Annotated in this window: 14 protein-coding genes and 6 pseudogenes; 13 read left to right on the plus strand and 7 right to left on the minus strand. The window is 38.1% G+C overall.

The window, feature by feature from the left end; translation table 11 throughout:
• Genes murQ through NSS70_RS01275 form a run of 4 tightly spaced genes read left to right on the plus strand, consistent with a single transcriptional unit; the run spans position 1 to position 3,632 of the window.
• The gene (gene murQ / locus NSS70_RS01260; RefSeq protein ID WP_339198345.1) at positions 1–909 is read left to right on the plus strand and encodes an N-acetylmuramic acid 6-phosphate etherase; all 909 of its coding nucleotides are present in this window, start codon (positions 1–3) and stop codon (positions 907–909) included.
• A 49-nt stretch (positions 910–958) separates the two neighbouring features.
• Positions 959–2,146, plus strand: coding sequence for an N-acetylglucosamine-6-phosphate deacetylase (gene nagA, locus NSS70_RS01265; protein WP_339198348.1), 1,188 nt, complete (start codon positions 959–961; stop codon positions 2,144–2,146).
• 5 nt (positions 2,147–2,151) lie between these two features.
• Positions 2,152–2,877, plus strand: a complete 726-nt coding sequence (nagB, locus tag NSS70_RS01270) for a glucosamine-6-phosphate deaminase (RefSeq protein ID WP_311066756.1) — start codon at positions 2,152–2,154, stop codon at positions 2,875–2,877.
• A gap of 23 nt (positions 2,878–2,900) precedes the next feature.
• Entirely contained in the window at positions 2,901–3,632 is a 732-nt protein-coding gene (locus NSS70_RS01275; RefSeq protein ID WP_311066757.1) for a GntR family transcriptional regulator, read from the plus strand.
• A gap of 316 nt (positions 3,633–3,948) precedes the next feature.
• On the opposite strand, the pseudogene NSS70_RS01280 reads toward NSS70_RS01275, so the two are convergent.
• Both NSS70_RS01280 and tnpC read right to left on the minus strand, forming a co-directional pair.
• Positions 3,949–4,392, minus strand: a pseudogene (locus NSS70_RS01280) (transposase); the annotation flags it as partial.
• Between the two features lie 336 nt (positions 4,393–4,728).
• Positions 4,729–5,559 (minus strand): annotated as a pseudogene (tnpC, locus tag NSS70_RS01285) (IS66 family transposase); the annotation flags it as partial.
• A gap of 638 nt (positions 5,560–6,197) precedes the next feature.
• Between tnpC and NSS70_RS01290 the strand changes: the two are divergent.
• From NSS70_RS01290 to NSS70_RS01300, 3 genes are all read left to right on the plus strand, one after another.
• Positions 6,198–6,623 carry a MerR family transcriptional regulator gene (locus NSS70_RS01290; RefSeq protein WP_063386472.1) on the plus strand — a complete coding sequence of 142 codons (426 nt, stop codon included), beginning with the start codon at positions 6,198–6,200 and terminating at the stop codon, positions 6,621–6,623.
• Between the two features lie 106 nt (positions 6,624–6,729).
• A complete protein-coding gene (locus NSS70_RS01295) occupies positions 6,730–8,055 on the plus strand; it encodes a hemolysin family protein (protein WP_063386473.1) in 1,326 nt (441 codons plus the stop codon).
• A gap of 303 nt (positions 8,056–8,358) precedes the next feature.
• The gene (locus NSS70_RS01300) at positions 8,359–9,321 is read left to right on the plus strand and encodes a sporulation protein (protein WP_327863763.1); all 963 of its coding nucleotides are present in this window, start codon (positions 8,359–8,361) and stop codon (positions 9,319–9,321) included.
• Between the two features lie 179 nt (positions 9,322–9,500).
• On the opposite strand, the gene NSS70_RS01305 is transcribed toward NSS70_RS01300, so the two are convergent.
• Positions 9,501–10,862 (minus strand): IS4 family transposase, encoded by a 1,362-nt coding sequence (locus NSS70_RS01305; RefSeq protein WP_094245809.1) that lies wholly within the window; start codon positions 10,860–10,862, stop codon positions 9,501–9,503.
• 430 nt (positions 10,863–11,292) lie between these two features.
• On the opposite strand from NSS70_RS01305, the gene NSS70_RS01310 reads away from it, so the two are divergent.
• From NSS70_RS01310 to NSS70_RS01330, 6 genes and pseudogenes are all read left to right on the plus strand, one after another.
• Positions 11,293–12,495, plus strand: coding sequence for a transposase (locus NSS70_RS01310; RefSeq protein WP_340732215.1), 1,203 nt, complete (start codon positions 11,293–11,295; stop codon positions 12,493–12,495).
• 373 nt (positions 12,496–12,868) lie between these two features.
• A pseudogene (locus NSS70_RS20710) lies at positions 12,869–13,084 on the plus strand (DUF5391 family protein); the annotation flags it as partial.
• 856 nt (positions 13,085–13,940) lie between these two features.
• Positions 13,941–14,582 (plus strand): LysE family transporter, encoded by a 642-nt coding sequence (locus tag NSS70_RS01315; RefSeq protein WP_339193888.1) that lies wholly within the window; start codon positions 13,941–13,943, stop codon positions 14,580–14,582.
• Between the two features lie 899 nt (positions 14,583–15,481).
• Positions 15,482–16,606 carry an FMNH2-dependent alkanesulfonate monooxygenase gene (ssuD, locus tag NSS70_RS01320; RefSeq protein WP_063386476.1) on the plus strand — a complete coding sequence of 375 codons (1,125 nt, stop codon included), beginning with the start codon at positions 15,482–15,484 and terminating at the stop codon, positions 16,604–16,606.
• 49 nt (positions 16,607–16,655) lie between these two features.
• On the plus strand, positions 16,656–16,895 hold the full coding sequence (locus NSS70_RS01325) for a hypothetical protein (protein ID WP_340880806.1): 240 nt from the start codon (positions 16,656–16,658) through the stop codon (positions 16,893–16,895).
• A gap of 28 nt (positions 16,896–16,923) precedes the next feature.
• Positions 16,924–17,427: an FAD-dependent oxidoreductase gene (locus NSS70_RS01330; RefSeq protein ID WP_445290575.1), complete on the plus strand. Its 504-nt coding sequence runs from the start codon at positions 16,924–16,926 to the stop codon at positions 17,425–17,427.
• On the opposite strand, the pseudogene NSS70_RS20715 reads toward NSS70_RS01330, so the two are convergent.
• The 4 genes and pseudogenes from NSS70_RS20715 to NSS70_RS01345 form a co-directional block, all read right to left on the minus strand.
• Positions 17,413–17,502, minus strand: a pseudogene (locus tag NSS70_RS20715) (ATP-binding protein); the annotation flags it as partial. The gene NSS70_RS01330 and the pseudogene NSS70_RS20715 overlap by 15 nt on opposite strands.
• Positions 17,496–18,540: pseudogene (locus NSS70_RS01335) on the minus strand (IS21/IS408/IS1162 family transposase); the annotation flags it as partial. The pseudogenes NSS70_RS20715 and NSS70_RS01335, both read right to left, overlap by 7 nt.
• An 81-nt stretch (positions 18,541–18,621) precedes the next feature.
• The gene (locus NSS70_RS01340; RefSeq protein ID WP_340880808.1) at positions 18,622–20,394 is read right to left on the minus strand and encodes an IS1182 family transposase; all 1,773 of its coding nucleotides are present in this window, start codon (positions 20,392–20,394) and stop codon (positions 18,622–18,624) included.
• Between the two features lie 159 nt (positions 20,395–20,553).
• Positions 20,554–21,078: pseudogene (locus NSS70_RS01345) on the minus strand (IS21 family transposase); the annotation flags it as partial.
• Between the last annotated feature and the right edge of the window lie 45 nt (positions 21,079–21,123).

The following is a 21,123-nucleotide window of genomic DNA, read 5'->3' on the forward strand; positions in this document are numbered from 1 at the left end:
ATGAATATTTCAAAATTAAACACGGAACAACGTAATCCGAAAACAATGGATATTGACTTGATGTCTACCGAAGAAATCATTTCTGTAATTAACCAGGAAGACACACTTGTTCCAAATGCCATCGCAAGAGAAATTCCAGTCATTGCGAAAGTCGTTGATCTGATTATTGATTCCTTTAAAAAAGGAGGACGGTTAATTTATGTTGGGGCCGGAACCTCAGGTAGAATTGGAATCCTTGATGCATCTGAGTGCCCTCCTACTTATGGAACGGATCCGAATATGGTCATCGCAATGATTGCCGGAGGGAAAAAAGCAATAACCGAAGCCATCGAAGGAGCGGAAGATGATTTGGAGCAAGGTAGTAATGACTTAAGGAATTTACATTTAACTCAAAAAGATGTAGTTGTTGGAATTGCTGCAAGCGGCCGCACCCCATATACAATAGGAGCATTGCAATATGCAAATGAAGTAGGAGCCTTAACTGTTTCTGTTGTTTGTACAAGGGACTCAAAAATGGAAAAAATCTCAAAATTTACGATTGCCCCGATTGTTGGTCCTGAAGTCATAACAGGCTCTACAAGAATGAAAGCCGGAACAGCACAAAAACTTGTTCTTAATATGCTTTCAACAGCTTCTATGATTAAGATGGGAAAAGTATACAGTAATTTAATGGTTGATGTCCAAATGAAGAATGAAAAGTTGTTTAAAAGGGCTGAAAATATTGTTAAAATGGCTACCGGTGCGGATTCAGAGGAAGTTAAACAGGCTCTAGCTGAACAAAACTACAATACAAAAGCGGCTATTTTACAAATTGTAACTGGCTTAAAAGGAAACGATGTCATAAACCTATTAGAAAAGCATTCCGGTTATTTGCGGAATGCAATTGAGGGATTTTATTCTTTAAAATAAATTCATTACTAACCATCTATAGATCTGCAAAAGAATGGAGATGAAGTCTATGAACCGACTTCTTTTAAAAAACGGAAAAGTGGCACTAGAAAAAGAGATCATAAATAAAGGCTTTATCTATATAGAAGGTAACAAAATTATTGATATTGGTAATTTAGACAGCCTTCCCAGTCTGAGCAAAGATATACAGGTTATTGAATTGCCAGAAGAATACATTTCAGTTCCCGGTTTTATCGATCTTCATATTCACGGAGCGGGTGGAGCAGATACGATGGACGCAACGACAGAAGCATTATCAACGATGTCGGGCATTCTTCCGGCTGAAGGAACGACAAGCTTTTTAGCAACAACCATTACACAGGAAATAAAGAGCATTGAAGATGCCTTAAAAAACGTTGCAAATTACCGGAAACATCATAATGAAGCCGGAGAAGCTGAAATTCTCGGCATTCATCTTGAAGGGCCGTTTATCAATGAAAAACGGGCCGGAGCTCAGCCTGTCGAGCATATACTCGCGCCGGATATTGACCTTTTTAAACGATGGCAAGAGTTGGCTGAAAACGGGATAAAACTTGTAACGATGGCACCTGAACAAGAAAACGGCTTGGAGTTTGTCCGTTATCTGGATCAATCCGGAGTCGTTGCCTCAATCGGCCATTCGGATGCGACATACGAAGAAACAGTAAAGGCTGTGGATGCCGGCGCGAAACATGTCACCCATTTATTTAACGGAATGAGAGGACTGCATCATCGCGAGCCCGGAATCGCAGGAGCAGCTCTTCTACTGAAACAATTGATGGTCGAAATCATTGCAGACGGAATTCATGTCTGTCCTGAAATGATTCAACTTTCTTTGCAGACAAAAGGAACAGACCGAATGATTTTAATTACAGATTCTATGAGGGCGAAGTGTTTAAAAAATGGAACATATGACCTCGGAGGCAAGGATGTGACCGTAAAAGATGGGAAAGCACTGTTAGAAAACGGAACCCTCGCCGGAAGCATTTTAAAAATGAAAGATTCGATTCAAAATATGATACAATTCACAGGGATTTCACTTTTAGAAGCTATTCAGCTGGCAAGCGTAAACCCGGCGAAACAAATGGGTGTCTATGACCGTAAAGGAAGCTTGGCACCCGGAAAAGACGCTGATATCGTCATTCTTGATGAAAACAATGAAGTGTTTACGACTTTCTGCCGCGGAAAATTAGCATATAAAAAGGGAGGAGAGAACTGAGTAAAATGAATATTATAAAAGCTGAAAATTATGATGAAATGAGCCATATGGCTGCAAGAAAAATCATTGAAAAGGTAAGGATCAATCCAAAAATAACACTTGGACTTGCGACCGGGAGCACTCCTATAGGCGTTTATAAAAAATTAATTGAAGACCACAAAACGAACGGAACAACTTATAAACAAGTCACAACCGTCAATCTTGATGAATACAGCGGAATCGACCGAAACGATCCAAACAGCTATCATTATTTCATGTGTGAACAATTGTTCAACCATATTGATATCCCGCATGAACAGACTTACATTCCGGACGGGATGGCGAAAGATCTTCAACTCGAATGTTCACGATTTGAGAGCGTCGTTCAAAAACTTGGCGGTGTGGACGTTCAGCTTTTGGGAATCGGCCATAACGGTCACATCGGCTTCAATGAACCGGGAACTTCGTTTAAAAGCCGCACTCATGTCGTAGCACTAACTGAAAGTACACGAAAAGCAAATGCTCGATTTTTTCCTTCTATAGAAGACGTGCCTGCTCATGCGATCACAATGGGAATTGCAACGATCATGGAAAGCAAGGAAATTATTTTACTAGCATCAGGCACATCAAAAGCAGAAGCAATTGCAAGACTAGTAAATGGCGAAGTAAATGAAGATTTCCCGGCATCCTTACTAAAGCTTCATAACAATGTGACAATCATTGCGGACAAAGATGCATTGCAATTGGTTTAGCTTCACAACAAGGAGAGTTTTCAATGATTGATAAATCATCACCAATTCCGATATATTATCAGCTGGAAGAATTTATAAAAAAACAGATTGAAAATGGTGAACTGCAGCCGGATCAAGCAATTCCTTCAGAACGGGAATACGCGGAGCGCTATCAAATCAGCCGGATGACAGTCCGCCAGGCCATCAACAATCTTGTAAACGAAGGGTATTTGTACAGACAAAAAGGCCGTGGAACATTCGTTAGCAAACAAAAGGTGGAACAGCGGCTCCATGGTCTGACCAGTTTTACAGAAGATATGCTCGAACGTGGAATGAAACCAAGCAGCAAGTTATTATCCTTTGAAGTGATTCCGGCCGGCTTGGAAACAGCCAGCCATTTAAAGCTAAAGAAAAACGCTCCCGTATATGAAATCAAACGGGTCCGTCTTGCGGATGACGTTCCGATGGCCTTAGAAACTACTTATGTTCCGGCCAATCTAGTAAAAGGGCTTACGGAAGAAATTATCCATCAATCCCTTTACAGTTATATCGAAGAAAAATTAAACCTGGTGATCAGCGAGGCATTCCAGCAAATTGAAGCATCAATTGCCAAGGAGTCAGAGATAAAGCATTTGCAAATCGAAAAAGGATCGCCGATATTGTTAATATTACGAACCTCTTATCTTCATGACGGGACGCCATTCGAATTTGTAAAATCAGCATACCGGGCGGATCGGTATAAATTTGTGCATACTTTAAAAAGGCAAAGGTTTTAATATCAAAATCAAAATTTTCTCAATGATTAAGGGGCTGTCCAGAATGTCAAAATCCACTGAAAGAAACATCATAAGTATTGATATATCAGCGTTTCTAAAACATTAAAGGGGCGTCTATAAGCCGGAAAATCGACTTATTAGACACCCCCTTCTTACGATTAGTCAAGAGGTTTATCAATAGTTATTTGAGATAATGAATCTTTTTTTGGTGGAAGGGGTACCCCCTCCGCCAAAAAAAGATTTTCGCATACCAAATAGACCTAGCGATTTTTGCTTTTTTTCGCTAGGCCCATTATGTTATACTTTTCCTACACAATTACGAAGATACTGAAGCGATTTCGTAATTGTACGTTAAATTGTGTGTAATAAGGTGGAAGAGGCACTTCAATAACTTATTCACACATGCGATGGACGCAACTTTATGACATTTGTTATAGGGTTGCGTTTTTAATTTGTCGTAGTATTCTACAAAATGATTGTGTCCAAAGCGTCGTTGGCGGATCATATTTTGAATCGTAAAATAAAGGATTTTGCGCAGATGACTGTTGCCACGCTTATTGATTTTATCTTTGTAAAACAATGTGCCTGATTGAAAACGCCTTATATCAATTCCTGCATGGGCATTGAGTTGCTTATGATTTTCGAAGCTTGTCATGTCGCCTATTTCTTAAATCAAACGAACGGCTGTATTTTTCCCTATACCAGGAATACTGATTAATATTTGATATTCATTTCGTTCTTCTGAAAGAACAACCATCTGCTAAATCAGTTCCTCACGTTTTCTCAAAATAGCTAAAGTATGTAGAAGTCTTCACTTCACCTTATCGATTCCCTTTTCTTATACACGATCTCAAGGATCCAACATACTGAAACCGATTCTTATAAGGGCAGTGAAGTAGGCCAGTTTTTCACTACGAACTCAAGGTTCTGGGGCTGTCACGAACTATTCTCCACTTCTACTAAAAAAAAATAGTAGCACAGACCATGGTCGTGGTCTGTGCTACTAATCTTAGTATGTTTCGTTTTAATTTCCCGCTTACCAATTCATGCGTAAAGTAATCCCCACCTGTATTCAGATGGGGATTTCATGTATGCTTTATTTAGATTTTTTAGGAACACGGCATTCCTGCGGAAGCGTCGGTGACCATGGCAGGAATTCAGCTAATTTTGTTTTATCTGTCGTATCTATATTGGGAAGCTCTTGAAACAGATAGCTAAGGTAGTTGAATGGATCCAACTCGTTTTCCTTGGCTGTCTCCACAACACTATAGATGATCGCACTGGACCTTGCTCCTTTTGACGTATTACTGAAGAGCCAGTTTTTGCGACCGATCACAAAAGGTTTAATTGACCGTTCCCCGCGATTATTATCGATCTCCAAACGGCCGTCCTCTAAAAATGCCTCCAACCGCTCCCATTGGTTACGACAATACTTGATCGCTTTGCCAAGTGCGCTTTTTGGCAGTACGCGCGGCATTTGCTCTTTAAGCCATGACAAAAAAGCCTCAAGCACGGGTTTGCTGTGCTCCAGCCGTGCTTGATAGCGCTCCTCTGGACTTGCATCTTTAAGCTTGCGCTCAATTTCAAAAAGTTTATTGCAATAGGCCAGACCTTCCTTTGCTTTGACGGTGGAAGTGCTCGCCGATTCAGGCAGTGCCTGCAGGGCTTCTGTGAATTTGCGGCGGGCATGGGCCCAGCACCCGACCAATTTCACATCGGGGAGGACGTTATAACCCGCATACCCGTCCACATGCAAATATCCCCGGAAGCCGTCAAAAAAAATGCGTGGGTGCTTGCCTGAACGGGTTTGCTGGTAATCGTATAAGACGATAGGTGTATCCCCGCGACCGGTACGATAAAGCTATATGTAGGAAGTCGACGTTGCTGGCCGATCCGGTTCAGACAGGACCTGCAAGGTTGTCTCATCCTCTGGAAAGGTGGGATATTTGATTGGAGAGAGATCATTATTAGAAAAAAGTTGGACAAAATGCCAAAAACAAAGGCATTTATTGAGGAAGTCGTTGAGTCTGCCCAAGATTTCCGCTTACGTAGGGTTAAGCAAATGCTAAATGAAATAAATGAGGTGGGAGAAGTAATCAAAGAGTGGAAAGTATTAAGGGAGTCTGGGGATTAAAAAACAATTTTATGGTGAGGTAAAGGATATAATCCAAAAATATAGGATCAATTAAATTTTTAATCTTGTTTTTCGCATCTTGTTCTATTTCATTTATGGAAGATCTTATTGCTAAGTCAGCATTTTCTTTTACTTCTGTTTTGGTTTGACCAAAAATCCAGTACAGGACTATTTAATTCTTCTAAGCAATAAAAGAGAAAACTAAAGATTAGATATTTCTTTCACTATTGAGAACAATGGATCAAGAATAAAAACAACAGAAAAGAGAATAGACGCTTTCCAGGGTACCTTCAAGAATTTTGTGTAATGTAAGTCTGATCAGAAGAATAATTGTGTAAAAATTTACAATTTTGTGAAGATAAAAGTATAACGTTTGACTGTACAGTTTGATTATAATATGATCTTATTAAAAGGGTTAAAAGGGGGTATAGATGGATGGGGTCGTCTATAAAATTGGTGAACTAGCAAGTATAGCAAATGTTTCTAAAAGAACAATCGATTATTATACAAAACTAGGCTTGCTTAAAGCAGAACGGTCCAAATCGAATTATCGATATTATGATTCATCTGCTCTTGAGGATTTAAAATTAATTGACCATTACAAAAAACTGAATTATTCATTAGACATGATAAAAGAGAGGCTAGAGTTGCATAGAAAAAAAACAGCAGCAGAGGAAGAACTTATTCTTAAACAAGCCAAAACAATTGCTGAACATATGAAATTATTGGAGGATGAAATTAAAGAAATTCATGATCTTTTAGGCAAATTGGATGATGAATGTAAGAAAAAGATTTCGAATCAATTGTCTCCACAGACGATGGCATTATTACAATCATTAATCATGTTTTTAGGATGATAAAGAGAGATCTATACAAGGGAATAGTGAAAAAAGCATAATTACTGTTGACATTTCGTTATTAGGAGGTGTAAGTCGTTCCTTTTTCTAGGGGAACGGCCGTAGTTTGGAAATATTTAATTTATTTATGGTTGCTGTATTAATTGGTTTCACAGCATTTTTCGTCGCTTCTGAATTCGCCATTGTAAAAGTCCGATCTTCAAGAATTGATCAGCTTATCTCGGAAGGAAATAAAAATGCTGTTGTAGCTAAAAAAATCATTTCCAATTTGGACGAATATTTATCAGCGTGCCAGCTTGGAATCACCATAACAGCATTAGGTTTAGGCTGGCTAGGAGAACCGACTGTTGAGCATCTTCTTCACCCCGTTTTTGAAAAAATGGATTTTTCCCCATATGTGTCTAATATACTGTCATTTGGAATTGCTTTCGCTGCGATTACATTTTTACATGTCGTTATTGGAGAATTGGCTCCGAAAACGGTAGCCATTCAAAAGGCAGAAGCTATTACATTATTAACAGCAAGACCCTTAGTTTTGTTTTATAAAATCATGTATCCATTTATTTGGGCATTAAACGGTTCTGCAAGGGGCATTATCCGTTTATTTGGCTTAAAACCAGCTTCCGAACATGAGCTTGCACACTCAGAGGAAGAGCTGCGGCTTATTTTATCTGAAAGCTACAAAAGCGGCGAGATTAACCAAACGGAATACAAATATGTGAATAACATCTTCACGTTTGATGACCGGATCGCAAAAGAAATCATGGTTCCCCGAACAGAAATTGTTGCACTTGATAAAAATAAAACCATTAAAGAAAACTTGGAAATCGTCAAAAAAGAAAAATTTACAAGATATCCGGTAATTGACGGAGATAAAGATCATGTTATTGGCCTTATCAACATCAAAGAGGTATTTACAGAAATCTCCTCTTACGATAGCTTAAATACCGAAAAATCCATAGATGATTTTGTCCGTCCAATTATTCAAGTCATTGAATCCATTCCAATCCATGATCTGTTGCTGAAAATGCAAAAAGAACGAATACACATGGCGATTTTATATGATGAATATGGCGGTACATCCGGTTTGGTCACAGTTGAAGATATTCTTGAAGAAATTGTCGGTGAGATTCAAGATGAATTTGATGAAGATAAAAAACCCATCATCCAACAAATAAATCATGATCGAGCTTTAGTTGATGGCCGCATCTTAATTAGCGAGATAAATGATTGGTTAGGGTTGAAAATTGAAGAAACGGATGTAGATACACTTGGCGGATGGATGTTAACCGAGCGTTATGATATTAAACAAGGGGAAAGTATTGAATTTGGACCGTACACCTTTCACGTAGTGGAAATGGCCGGGAACCATATTAAAACGATTGAGATTACTAAAATTGATAAAGGCTCGCCGGTTCTAGTAGAAGATTAATCATAATAAGACTTGGCGACAAGATCCCCCAGCTAGCAGAATACAAAAAAGTCTGCCAAAAAGTTTCGATATTTCAACCCACAGGGGATTACTGTAATCCCCAAAACGTCTTATAATTGCGGCGAAAATAAAAATCTGTCATCCGCCAAACTCTTTTAAACGAAGCTCTCTAAATTGAGTTCACTCCTTCTAATGGTCGCATATCTCAAGCGAATCAGTATCATTAAAATTTAAAATAAGTGGAATGGGATGTCGTATCTTAGAAAGAAAAATTTTCAAATAAATGGAGGGAGAATTTCAAAAATGCTTAAAAAATTTTTAGCGAAATTCGGTAAGGGAGCAGCGACAGTAGATTTACAATTCGAAAATCGTCCTTATCAGATTGGTGAAGTAGTACAAGGAGAAGTTGTCATTAAGGGAGGCGAAGTAGATCAACAGATCAACCAGTTGGCAGTTCAATTCATGATGACTGTTAGAGCAAAGAATGGCCAGTCTGTTTCACGGGAGGTTGAGAGGATTCCTTTAAACGGATCATTTGTAATTTCAAAAAAAGAAGAAAAACGCATCCCATTTAATTATCGAATTCCGCAAGCCTTGCCTTTATCTAGAGGCCCTGTATCTTATTATTTTGATACCCATCTTGATATTGAGGGAGGCGTAGATCGGACAGATATTGATTATATCACCATTGGAGCATCGAAAGAGATCCAATCCATTTTTCATGCTCTTTCCCGTTTAGGCTTCCGAGAAAAATCTACTTCAGGAAAGCTTGATCAATATGGCCAAGAATTTGAATTTTTTCCGACACAGTTATTCGCAGACAAAGTTCATGAATTAGAAATTCGTTTTGCTTATGTAGAAGAAGGAGTCAAAGTTTGGATGGAAGTGGAATGTCGATCAGGCTATGGAAAAATCGAAGCGAAACGAGAATTTGTTTTGACTAAAGAAATAGTAGAGAACGAAGACAAGCTGGTGTCCTCGTTCGAAAAATATATTGCAGAAGCAGTCCAGCAACCGGAATTGTATAAACAACCTTTTGCCTATCCTACCTATCAGCCTCATCATAAAGGCAGTATGGCAAGCGGCATTGGAAGCATGGTTGGAGGATTGGCGATGGGTGTTTTAGGTGGTATGGTATTAAATGAACTAATGGATAACCTCGGTGTAGATGAAATGTTAGAAGATGCGGCAGAGGCCATAGGTTTGGACGAAGAGAATTTTGATTTAGCTGGCATGGATTTTGGTGATTTTTTTGATGAAAACTAATAAAAAAGCGTATTAACGGTCAGAAGAATGATTATTCTTTTAAAAAAACAATTTTATGTTTGATGGAAGAATCCATTTGATCAAGCTTTTTTCCAAATGGATTCTTTTTTATTTACGGTTCAATATTTGTTTGATATTTATAAACAAACTTAATTTTCATTAAGAACATAAATAACAACTCAACTTTCGCAGCTCAATTTTGGTAAATAAGCCTTGATATAATTAGGCAAAACTACAATCCATTTACGTAATTGACTTTCGATGAATTTTTTAATCTTTTGATTTACATTTTGAAGTGCATCTTCAAGAATTTCAATGAGTAGTTGAAGTGCAAAGGCCCAATCTAGTTCATCGATTTCATCACAAAGTTCATAAAAAATGCCGCCTAATGTTCGATAATCTGTACTTACTCGGTTTTGCCAAGACAAAACAATGTACCTTGTAAACACAATAGTGGTATGGCTGATCATGGAATCATAAGATCTTCCTTGGAACTCTTTTTGGAGTTTCAATAAGGATTTGACTGTTTTGAAGAATACTTCAATATCCCAACGTATCCCATAAATACGAATGATTTCTTGATCCGATAAAGTACAGTCTGTACTCAAAATAGCTAGCCACTGTCTCTTTTTATTACGATTACGGACAAATACCACTTTAACAGGTACGCCATTTGCCATCGTTGTGTGAATAGAGCGCAAAATACCCTTTTGATGTTGTGATGGTTTAGCTGTTTGGTATAGTTTTTTTAGGCTCACCCATTCACCGTTCACTTGATATCTTTGTTTTGTATCCTTCACCATTCCAATAACATCCAACCCTTGATCCACAATGGACTTGATCAAAGGCTGTTGGGTAAACCATGTATCCATTAAAACGTATGAGGCATCGATTCCTTGAGAAAGTGCCCGTTTAATCATATTGGGAATAACTTCCGGCGCTTTTTGTAAAGCTTCGACACGCCGCTTATAACCGGATGTACGCTTATCGATTCGGTTATCAATCCCATTGATTTGGGAATTCGTAGAGCTTAATAAAGCAAAATCAATAGGCAAAAATGTAGCACCATCTGACCAGCCGAGTGTAAGCATACGAAATCCTTTGTAATAACGCATTTTTTGAGAAGAATGATCGAAACAGCGAGCAAGCAGTTCAACCTTTTTACTGCGATTTCGTTCATAAGATGAGTCGTCCACGATCAGCACTTTCGGACGGTCGTGTCTCGTTAAACTACTTACCTTCATAATGGTGAAAGTACTCAAAACAAGTAAAAACCTGCGCCAATTGTATTGAGGGTTATTTAAGAAGCGATAAATAGCGTTTTTTTCCGGCAAATCTTTAGCTTTTTTACTTTGAAGAAGTCGAAACAAATTTTTGCCTTCAAAAACTAAACTAAAAACTAGCTGGAATAAATAGGCGCAGGAATAACCGAAACCCTTGTTAATTCCCACTTTCCTTAAATATTTTAAGATTTCAAGTTCATCAAATATAGCTTTTACTTCTTTTGGTAGTTGATTGTTCAGTCTGTTATTCGTTATCATAATAAGAGACACCTCACCTGCTTTTGGTAATGTTTTTTCTGGACAATTAAACTATACCAAAAGTTGAGGTGTTTTTTTTTGCAAATTTTTATGTCAAGAAGTATTCGAAACAACCAACAAACCCATTAACCGTAAGGCTTAGAAATCCAATTTACTGTGAGAAAGTTGAGTAACAACATTAACATGAATTTTATTAGTATCTAAACTTTTGTTTAAAAAACATATGTCATGGAGTAAAATGGAAATAACTCTAAAAGACTGTGTTTTATTTTAATGAGATAATCATAGCAAAGCATGAAATGCGAGCATTTTGCATATTTTTTGACCCAAGAGCCATAAGGATTTCAAAGACATAAAAAAGGACTTCACCCCTAAAATGTAGAATTTTTGAAGTGACGAAACCACAAAAATTCAAAAGGAGGAAGTCACTTTGTATATTCTACAAGAAAGCCTATTTTCCTTTGAAGAACTGCAAAAATTAGAGTCAAAAGAGAAATTACCTATCTTTTTTAGCTCGCTTGATTTACGCCCTTATGCTAAACAGTTGAGAAGTTCTTCACCCCAAGGGGCTGACGGTCATTCCAGAGAAGGGATTCTAAGGGCTCTCATCGCTGCCCCACTCGAAGGCATCGACACCTTTACCGCCCTTCATCATCGATTGGATAAAGACCTTCGTTTCCGTTATCAATGCGGTTTATCGATTGATCGCCCCGCACCGTCTATCTCCACTCTCAGCCGGGTTTTTGCGGCACTTACCAAAAAAAAGCTGGCTGAAAAGATCTTCCTTGACTTGGTACAGTTAGCTCAGGAGGAAGGAATAATTGACGGCAGCCACCAGGCCATCGACAGTGCCGCCATTGATGCCTATGAAAAGAAACAGCCCAAAAAGCGTAGTGAACAAACGGGTAATGCCAATTGGGGCGCAAAATATGATTCCTTCGGCAATAAAATTACCTGGTTTGGCTATAAGATGCATCTTTCAGTCGATACCGCAAGCGAACTGCCAATAGCCATAAAAGTAACCCCTGCCCATGTGAACGATGGAGAAGTCGCACCAGAATTAATAGAGCAAGTGGCAGAGCGTACCAAATCCAAAATTGAATTTCTGATCATGGATGGCGGATATGACCAACTAAAAAACTATGAATCAGCCAAAAACATTGGAGCGCAAGCCATTATCCCGCTCAATTTGCGCAACGAAAAAGAGCCTCCTGAAGGGATTTCTTCCAATGGAACTCCGCGTTGTTCCATGGGTTATGAAATGACTTATTGGGGAGCTGATAAGGACCAGCTCAAGTTCAGATGTCCTCACGCAACCGGCAAAGTGGATTGCCCATTAGGAATGGCAGCCTGTTCATCTTCCAACTATGGAATGGTGGTAAAAGTCGACATCAAAAAGGATGTGCGCCGATATTCCAATCCGCACCGTGATACAAAACGTTGGAAAGAGCTTTACAACGAGAGGACAAGTGTAGAACGCTGTAATTCAAGAATGAAAAGCTACCTTACGGCGAACTCCCTACATGTATGGGGAATTGAAAAAGTAAAGACCCATATTTACCTGAACGCTATTGTATTACTTGTTTCAGCGCTAGCGATGGCAAAGGAAAATAAAGGGAAGAAAGCCGCTTAAAAAAATTCAATGTGAAAAATTCTGTAGGTATGCCCGAAAACAAGATTATTGTAATATTTTGTAAAATAACATGCTGGTAGCTATTTGTCGAGTGCTTTATTTTTTATACTTTTATCCAAAAAATCTAATTTTGCAAAATGCTCAATGCAAATAAAAATGATAAAAATTTAGGAAAGTTTTGAATAAACGTTATCAGTAAAACATCGAATGTTATACTCCCTTATAAAAATTACGAAACGATATGCTTCTTCTTCGAGGATACAATGGATTTTTACTAAGACATAGGTGCTGACGACAATTTATAGTTGAGCTCTATTGTTCAACTAGAACAAGGGGCATTAAACATTTTGTTTTTTAATTTTTAGGGGTTGATGCATTTAAGTATGTAATGGCTGCACTCTGTGGTTTAGGTCTTCTAATAGGGATGGCTGTTATATTTACTACTATTTTATTTATATTTACTTCTACAACTAGTATGATTTTATATGCTTTATTATGTCTTTCCGTTTTATATATTATGTCAAATATAATTTGGATTTTTATTACCTTTTCAACTAGTAATAAAAGCAAAAACACAATTCTTCAATAGGCCTTATTATGCAAATGAGAAGTACAGGAACGGTCCGATAAATTCTAAAATGAAGCCAGTAGAGAAAAATAGTTGTTTTTCTCCGCTGGCTTTTGTAATTTTTCGATTCTTGTCTGAGTTGAAAATGCGGACCCATATTTTCAGGATGCTGTGAACTATTGCCACAATTCCAAACTCGCCCTCCTGCAAGGATCATCTGCAGATCACCCTTGATGTGTCTGAACATTTTTTTACTTCGACTTTGAGTCGAATGTAAAAAAATCACATCTTTCTTCCTGCGTTTTAGGAACTGCTATTTCTTTCATTTTTCTTTGAACCAACTGGTCAAGTAAGTTCCAGAGAAAGGTGCAATCGTGGAACGACTTGAATATTATGGACTTTTCAAGCAGGGGTCGGAATGTGCATTATACGACCAATGCGATCGAAAGAAATTCGGAAATAGTTGAAATCGATGGGCATTTGAGCAGTTTAGAAATCGTGGGGAAAAGTTGTATATTTGATGATATAATACTTTCATGAAAAATGGGCAGAGCAAAAGTAGAGAGGAGTACCGAAGCAAAGGAAGTCTTTCAGCAAATGTTTGGTAAATGTTGCAATGAACCATTATTGCAAAAAGGCCATACAGGAGACTTAAAATTTAGCCGCATTGTGTGAAGAAAACAGCCCTCTATTCTAAATTTCCATCAGAGGTACTTTATTTATCTTGCATTATACAAAATTATTGACGTTACCGAGTCGGTATCATTACAATAAAAAGGTTAACTTTTCCATTTGTCCTGCCTGACATATTTATTTTTTAAAAACTGTTCCTTATAAACAAAAAATTATTTTCAAAATAAGTTAGGAGGCTATATAAATGGAAATATATTTGAAATACTTTTTAATGGGGTTAACGATTGCTTTACCGATAGGAACCATCACAATTGAAATGACTAAACAAGGGATTAAACATGGTTTTTTACATGGTTGGGCAGTGGGATTAGGCGGGATGACAGTTGATTTTCTTTTAATTATTGCCATTTATTTAGGGTTGGCTCCCCTATTATCGGCCCCTTTAATACAAATTCCATTATGGCTGCTGGGCGCTGTTTTTTTATTTTATTTAGCCTATGATTCGATAAAAAATGCAAATCACGATATGACAATGATTGGCGAACCAACTTATAAATCGATTGGAAAAACATATCGAAATGGTATACTTGTTGCAATCTCGCCAAGTAATTTAATTTTTTGGATATCAATTTTTGGTGTAGTGCTGACAGATTCATTTTCTCAAGCGAATACAGCTGATTTTTTTATTACTGCATCAGGAATCTTATCAGGAATATTGGTACATGACATTATACTTCTTACTATCATTTCGGTTACACGAAAAGCAATGAATAAAAAAGCAATAATGACTGTTTCGATTATTGCTGGAATTTTGTTGTTTGGTTTCGGTTGTACTTTTCTCTATAAATTTTTCATAACATTACAAGCAAACTATCCGTTTGGATAGGTGCAAATAAATAATGACATTATTGTAACAGGTTCGAATTGGATCGAAATTGAAAAAACTGCATCTTCCATTTTAGTCCTTCCTTCTATCACGGAACGATATTTTGATTTGAAAAATACGCTCTCCTCGTTGTAATGAAACGGTGAATCATAAAGGAAATTTTGTTTCATTCGATAAAACATCATTAACACTTGAATCTAAAAAATCGGTGATACGGCAGTAGCTCTATTTCCCATTAGCTCAAGGAAGAGCAATAGAAACACAGGAGAATCTCCTGAAGCGATGAAAGGATCAAGTTGAACAATTGAGAAAGAGTCATAAGTGTTTAACTCTTTGAGTCTCATACATTGCTTCCGGCAAAACAAACTTTAATACGATTCGCCAAGTATTTTTGGAGAAGTGCATTTTCTCCCTTAAAAAACACGTATTGATTATTCGGCTTGTTGCGTTTTGCTTGTGCAACATTAAAAAAACACGTATTGGTTATTGACAAAACAAAAATCCAAGCTATATAATATCTAGTAATCAACTAGGAATACTATGTTTCGGTTGCGTAATTTTCGGAAATACATTCAGACGTTCCGTTCCCTTTGAAATGGAATATCTCATTCATGTCGAACAGCGAATTTGCAAAGCTATCTGGATTTATTTGTTTATCAATTGGGCGATTCTTTAACCTTAGAGCATACCAGCACAAGAAGCAAAATAATCACTGATTGGAAATCTGAGCATATCTTGCATGGATACATGATAAAGTCCAATAGCAAGCTGATGAAGTGATGACAATCATTAGTCCACCAGACCACTGGAGACTTCCTTTCATTTTTAAGGGAGTCTCCTTTTTTATTTTAAGCACCTCAAGACATATTTAATCGTCCAAATTCAAGGAGGAATTATAAATGGAAATCTTTTGGTTTATTCCCACAAATGGCGACTTTCGTCAATTAAATCATCAAGAAGGTTCACGTCCTGCAACCTATAACTATTGCAGACAAATTGCACAGGCTGTCGATGATTTAGGCTATAGCGGCGTGTTAATTCCAACAGGAAAAACATGTGAAGAAGGCTTTATTGTCGCTTCAACGCTTGCACCCGTAACAAAAAATTTAAAGTATCTTGTAGCGGTGCGGCCAGGATTAATGTCACCGAGCTTTGCAGCACGCATGTCGGCGACATTGGATCGATTTTCTGACGGTCGGTTATTAATTAATGTGGTGGCTGGCGGAGATCCGGTCGAGCTTGCAGGAGAAGGTGTGTTTTTAGATCACGATGAACGATATGAGTTAACAGATGAATTTTTAACCATTTGGCGTCAATTATTTACAGAAGAAGAAGTTGATTTAGAAGGAGACTATTTACGAATTCGAGGTGGGCAATTGCCATACCCGACAGTTCAAAAACCATATCCGCCGCTATATTTTGGAGGATCTTCACCTGCTGCGATGAAGGTGGCGGCAAAGCATATCGATGTCTATTTAACATGGGGAGAACCACCGGCACAAGTGGAGAAAAAAATCAATAAAATGCGGGCGTACGCTGCTGCCCAAGGAAGAACAGTAAAATTCGGCATCCGGCTGCACGTCATTGTCCGTCCAACAGAAGAGGAAGCATGGGAAGCTGCCAATAAGCTCATTGAACATGTGGATGAGGAAACTATTGCGCAGGCGTTGAAAGTATTTAAGCGGATGGATTCGGAAGGCCAGCGCTTAATGACGAGTTTGCATGAAGGTGATCGTACAAGATTAGAAGTGAGTCCAAATCTTTGGGCCGGTGTTGGATTGGTACGGACCGGTGCAGGCACGGCGCTAGTAGGAGATCCTGATACGGTTGCTGCCCGTATGAAAGAATACGCTGATTTAGGCATTGAGACCTTTATTCTTTCAGGCTATCCGCATTTAGAAGAAGCCTATAGAACAGCGGAATTATTATTCCCGAAACTTCCAATTGATAAAAAGGATACTTCTCATCAGAAGACATTCCTTAGCCCATTCGGAGGAGATATCAAATCGGCTGTTGCGAAATAACAGGTTCATTAAACAATTTGAGGTGACAACAAGAGGATTGTGAAAATGCTTGATTTTAATTGGTGATAACCATCCTGTCTCTTATAGGATGATGCAGAAAGATTTTCATCTGTCACATAGAGGACAGCGGCTCTTTTTGGTTAAAACCAAAGTAAATAAATATGTTCAATTTGAAATAAGACAGTATGAAAGCGGGCAGCTCATCAGCAAGGAAAGGTTTGGCTTTACAGAAAACAGCAGCTCCAAAGTGGCTCAATTAGTGAAAATTACGGGATTTAGTATGAGTTGACCAGACGACTGGAGACTTCCTTCATTTTATGGAAGTCTCTTTTCATTTTTTATGGGAATTTCAGTTTAAAAAAGTAAAAACGATTTTAAATGATGAAAAGGGGATGGATAAAATGGCATTCAATCATTCTGAAAAATTAATCAATCAAATATATGATGTAAGTTTTAAAGCAGATGTTCTTGTTATAGGCGGAGGGCCTGCCGGCGCTTGGGCTGCATTATCAGCCAAAAAGAACGGGGCAACGGTTATCTTGGTGGATAAAGGTTATTGCGGCACTAGCGGGACGACGGCTCCTTCAGGCAATGGAGTATGGTATATACCGCCTGATAAAGAGAAAAGAGAAGAAGCGATGAGAAGCCGTGAAGCCTTAGGAGGGTTTCTTTCTGAACGGAAATGGATGAAAAGGGAACTAGAACAAACATATGAAAGTGTCAATCAGCTTGCTGAGTTGTTTTTGCAAGCAAAAAATACAGATAATTGCAGTAAAATTTACAGAGGCTTGCAAGCTCATTTTCTATTATTTGGAATCTGATTTCTTCACAGAAGAAAGGGCGTTTCTTAAACGATAACTTTCTCCTGTGAAGGCGATAATATGGGCGTCATATACGGACGGAATTCTTGGAAAATTATTTCCCCATCGTTGGTAAAACAGATAAATCGGTCCCATTCTTTCTTCATCACTAAGGACTGCTTGATCCGGACTTTATGAATCACAAACTTTTCCCCATCGACCTTAATCTCACCGTATTTATTTACTTTGACTGTATCGATTGAAAAGATTGGAAGATCTTTTAATGGCAACACTTTTAGCTTCTTTTGATCGTCTTGCCATAATTCTTCGATGCTGACACCTTTTTCATAATGCAGGCGTTTCCGATCTTCGATCATCTTCTTTTTCAGCCACTCAGCTAGTTGTTTGAAGTCCTCCATGATAGGAGCCGTGACAAAAAAGTGATTCCGTACATAACTGACTTTTCTTTCTACGTTTCCTTTTTCATGTTCACTGGCCGGATTACACGGTTGAACTTTAAACCCATAATGCGCTTGGAACCGTAGAAAGGCATCCGTATACTCCCATTGGTCTCCTTTTCCTACCGTCACAATGGCGGCAGCTAGATTATCCATTCTCAAATACGTTGGAATTCCTCCTGCTTGGTGAAACAGTTGTTTTAGTCCTTCTAAAAAACACTCTGTATTTTCAAAGGAAGAGGATAAGCAAACGCTGCATTGCTGTATGAAAAGCTTAAAATCAACGTTTTCACGTCTTTATAAGCCCCGTCTTTCACAGTGGTCATGTTCCCAAAATCACCCTGTGTCTCACCCGGAGGGTACTCTAGACAGTTCGATACGAACCTTCGAACCCATATTCCTCTTTCAATTGCTCAAAAATCGCTAGATTTGTTCTCCGATCTTTTCGATTTAGTTTCATGTCCTCCTCTAACCAACAATCCACTATTTCTCCATACCCTTTTTCATACATTATTCCACGTTTTTTCTTCACAACTTCTTGTTCAGATAAATCACCATCCGCATATTTTTTCACGGTTCTCCAATTATGTCCTGTTTTTCTTGCAATTTCATTTATGGACAAGTCTTCGTTTTCTCTTAAATGTTTGATATAATTAACTGCAGGCATTGCTAGCATCCTTTCTTTCCCTCCACCTGTTTAAGTCTGTACACAACCTAAACATGTAGAGGGGATATTGGGAACTGGCAAACCTTTTTTTTATGCAATCAAGGGCTTGTCTAAAAAGTCCATAAAAACAGAGCGAATGGAGAAAACAATGAGTTTTTCCATTCGCTCTGTTTCCTTATTTTTGAAATTGGTTTGGGAATTTGCGGCCCATTTCAGTATGTTGTGGGCCATTGCCACAATCCCGAATTCTGTTCGGACTTTATGAAGCCCCCGTAACAGAAATCGAGTGAAACGCAAATTGCCCTTGATGTTACCGAACACACTTTCGACATCCACTTTACGCTTCGCATAAAGAGCTGCCTTTTGTTCGTCACCAAGAGCTGCTTTGGCTTTCGCTTTCATTTCTTCATAAATCGTGTTCCAATATACTCGACGATTTCCTTTGGCTTTCGTACACCCATTCTTCAACGGGCAATCCGTACAATCTTCACACTCGTACACTTTCAAATCTTGTATGTATCCAGATGCATTTTTTCTTTTTTGATAATACTTGAATACGACTTTCCGATTGTTCGGACAGATAAAGCAATCGTCTTCTTCGATGTATTTCCAGTTTTGTACTTTTGATAAATCCTTTTTAAACTTTTTACTTTGTTCCTTCAAATAGGTTTGGTATGGGGCTAATAATTCAAAACGAGGTTCTTTTTCTTCGCCAATCGCATATAAATAGTTTTCTTCACTCGCATATCCTGCATCGGCAATGACATACTTGAGTTTCTTTTCCTTCGGCATCGATTCCAATAACTTTTCCATAAATGGTTGGAAACAGCGAGTATCTCCTGGATTTTGATAAATTTCAAATCCCACGATAAATTGATGTTGTGTGGCGAGTTGAACATTATAACCCGCCTTGAGTTGGCCGTTTTTCATATGGTCCTCTTTCATTCGCATAAAAGTGGCCTCATGGTCGGTTTTCGAGTAGCTATTTCGTTCACCTAGAATCTGTTTTTGTACTTTGTATTTTCGTAATCGTGGAAGATAATCCGTTTGAATCGTTTTCAGTTGTTTGGTGAGTTGGGATTTTTTAGAGCGAAGTTCTTTTTTTCTTTCTTTGTCTTCTTCCTGTTTATAATCTTTTTCCAAAGCTTCTATTCTCTCAGAAAGTTGTGCCGATGATTTTTCTAATTCTTCTTCTAATTGTTCTTCTTTTAATTCCTCCAAGGCGATTTGGTGCGCTTCTTGTAGAAACGATTGAATTTTGGCTCGTAGTTTCTGATCATATTTTTCTACGGATTTTCGCCATACAAACGTATATTTGTTGGCATTCGCTTCTATTTTCGTACCATCCACAAAAATATGGTCGAGGTCGATAAGTCCTTGTTCTACTAGTTGAAGGACAAATTGTTCAAATACAGAATCCATCATGTTTGACATACGAACACTACGAAAATCATTTATTGTGCGATGGTCAGGGGTTTGCAATCCCGCCAACCACATCATCGGAAGATTTTCTTTCACCATTTGCGCTATTTTCCGACTTGAATAAACATTTTGAGTGTACGCATATAAAATCACTTTCAATAACATTTTAGGGTGATAGGGTGCACGACCCCCACCAACATAATGAGTATACAACACTTCATCCGGAATCGATTCCACCATTTCATCCACTAAACGGGCGACATGATTTTCAGGAATATACATTTCGATATCTAAAATGCTCATGACTTGACGATTGCAATAAGGTTGGAAAACTAGTTTTTTGCGTTTCTTATTCTTTTGAACCTCTATTTTTTGAATACCCTCTAGAGTCATTTCTAATTGCGTGTTATAATTTTCTTGAATAGTCATTTGATTATTCATAAGAAATCGTCCTTTCTGTAGAATGTTTTTTGGTCAATTTCATTCTATAAAAAAGGACGATTTTTTTGTACCCTAAAAACAGAAAAAAGGGCTGAGCCCAAGGTCGATTCAATCGACTTTTCGGACAGCCCCTCTGTATTTTTATTTTGCAATAAACAAATGGGAAAGAATTAATACGACTACATTGATTTCAACCAATTGACCATCCTTTGTTTCAAAAGGAATACTCTCTTTCCAATCTAATTGTGCTTGTTTTCCTATCGGTGTTTCAAATCGTGCAGTACCTTTTGGAGAAGGAAATCGTTTGTCCTCCTCAAAGAGCTTTAAACTCTGGCTTTTCCGCATATATGCCCGGAAAGTGGATGCTGTGCAATCCAATCCATGATTATCTTTTAAGTACTGCCATAGTACACGGCGATAATAAAATTACTGCTTGGAATCCTCCGAAAGGAGGGCTGCGATCGTTTCATAATACTCATCAATTTTCGAAGTCTTCTTTCGTGTCCGTTTAGGAACGAACCCTTTTAAATACTTATCTATGGTTCTCCGATCTACACCCAGATCTCTTGCTAATTGACTTTTATTTATTTTCATCTTCAAATGCTCCATTAGTTGTTTGAATTTTGGTAAATCTTCAAGACTCTTAATCTCTAAATCTGTTTCGCCATTTGTTGACATATACATACGAGCCCTATGGTGGGTTCAGGCCATCGCCGCAGATCAATCAAC

Origin of the sequence: Aeribacillus sp. FSL K6-2848, assembly GCF_038004325.1 — a bacterium.
Classification (GTDB): Bacteria; Bacillota; Bacilli; order Bacillales; family Aeribacillaceae; genus Aeribacillus; species Aeribacillus composti.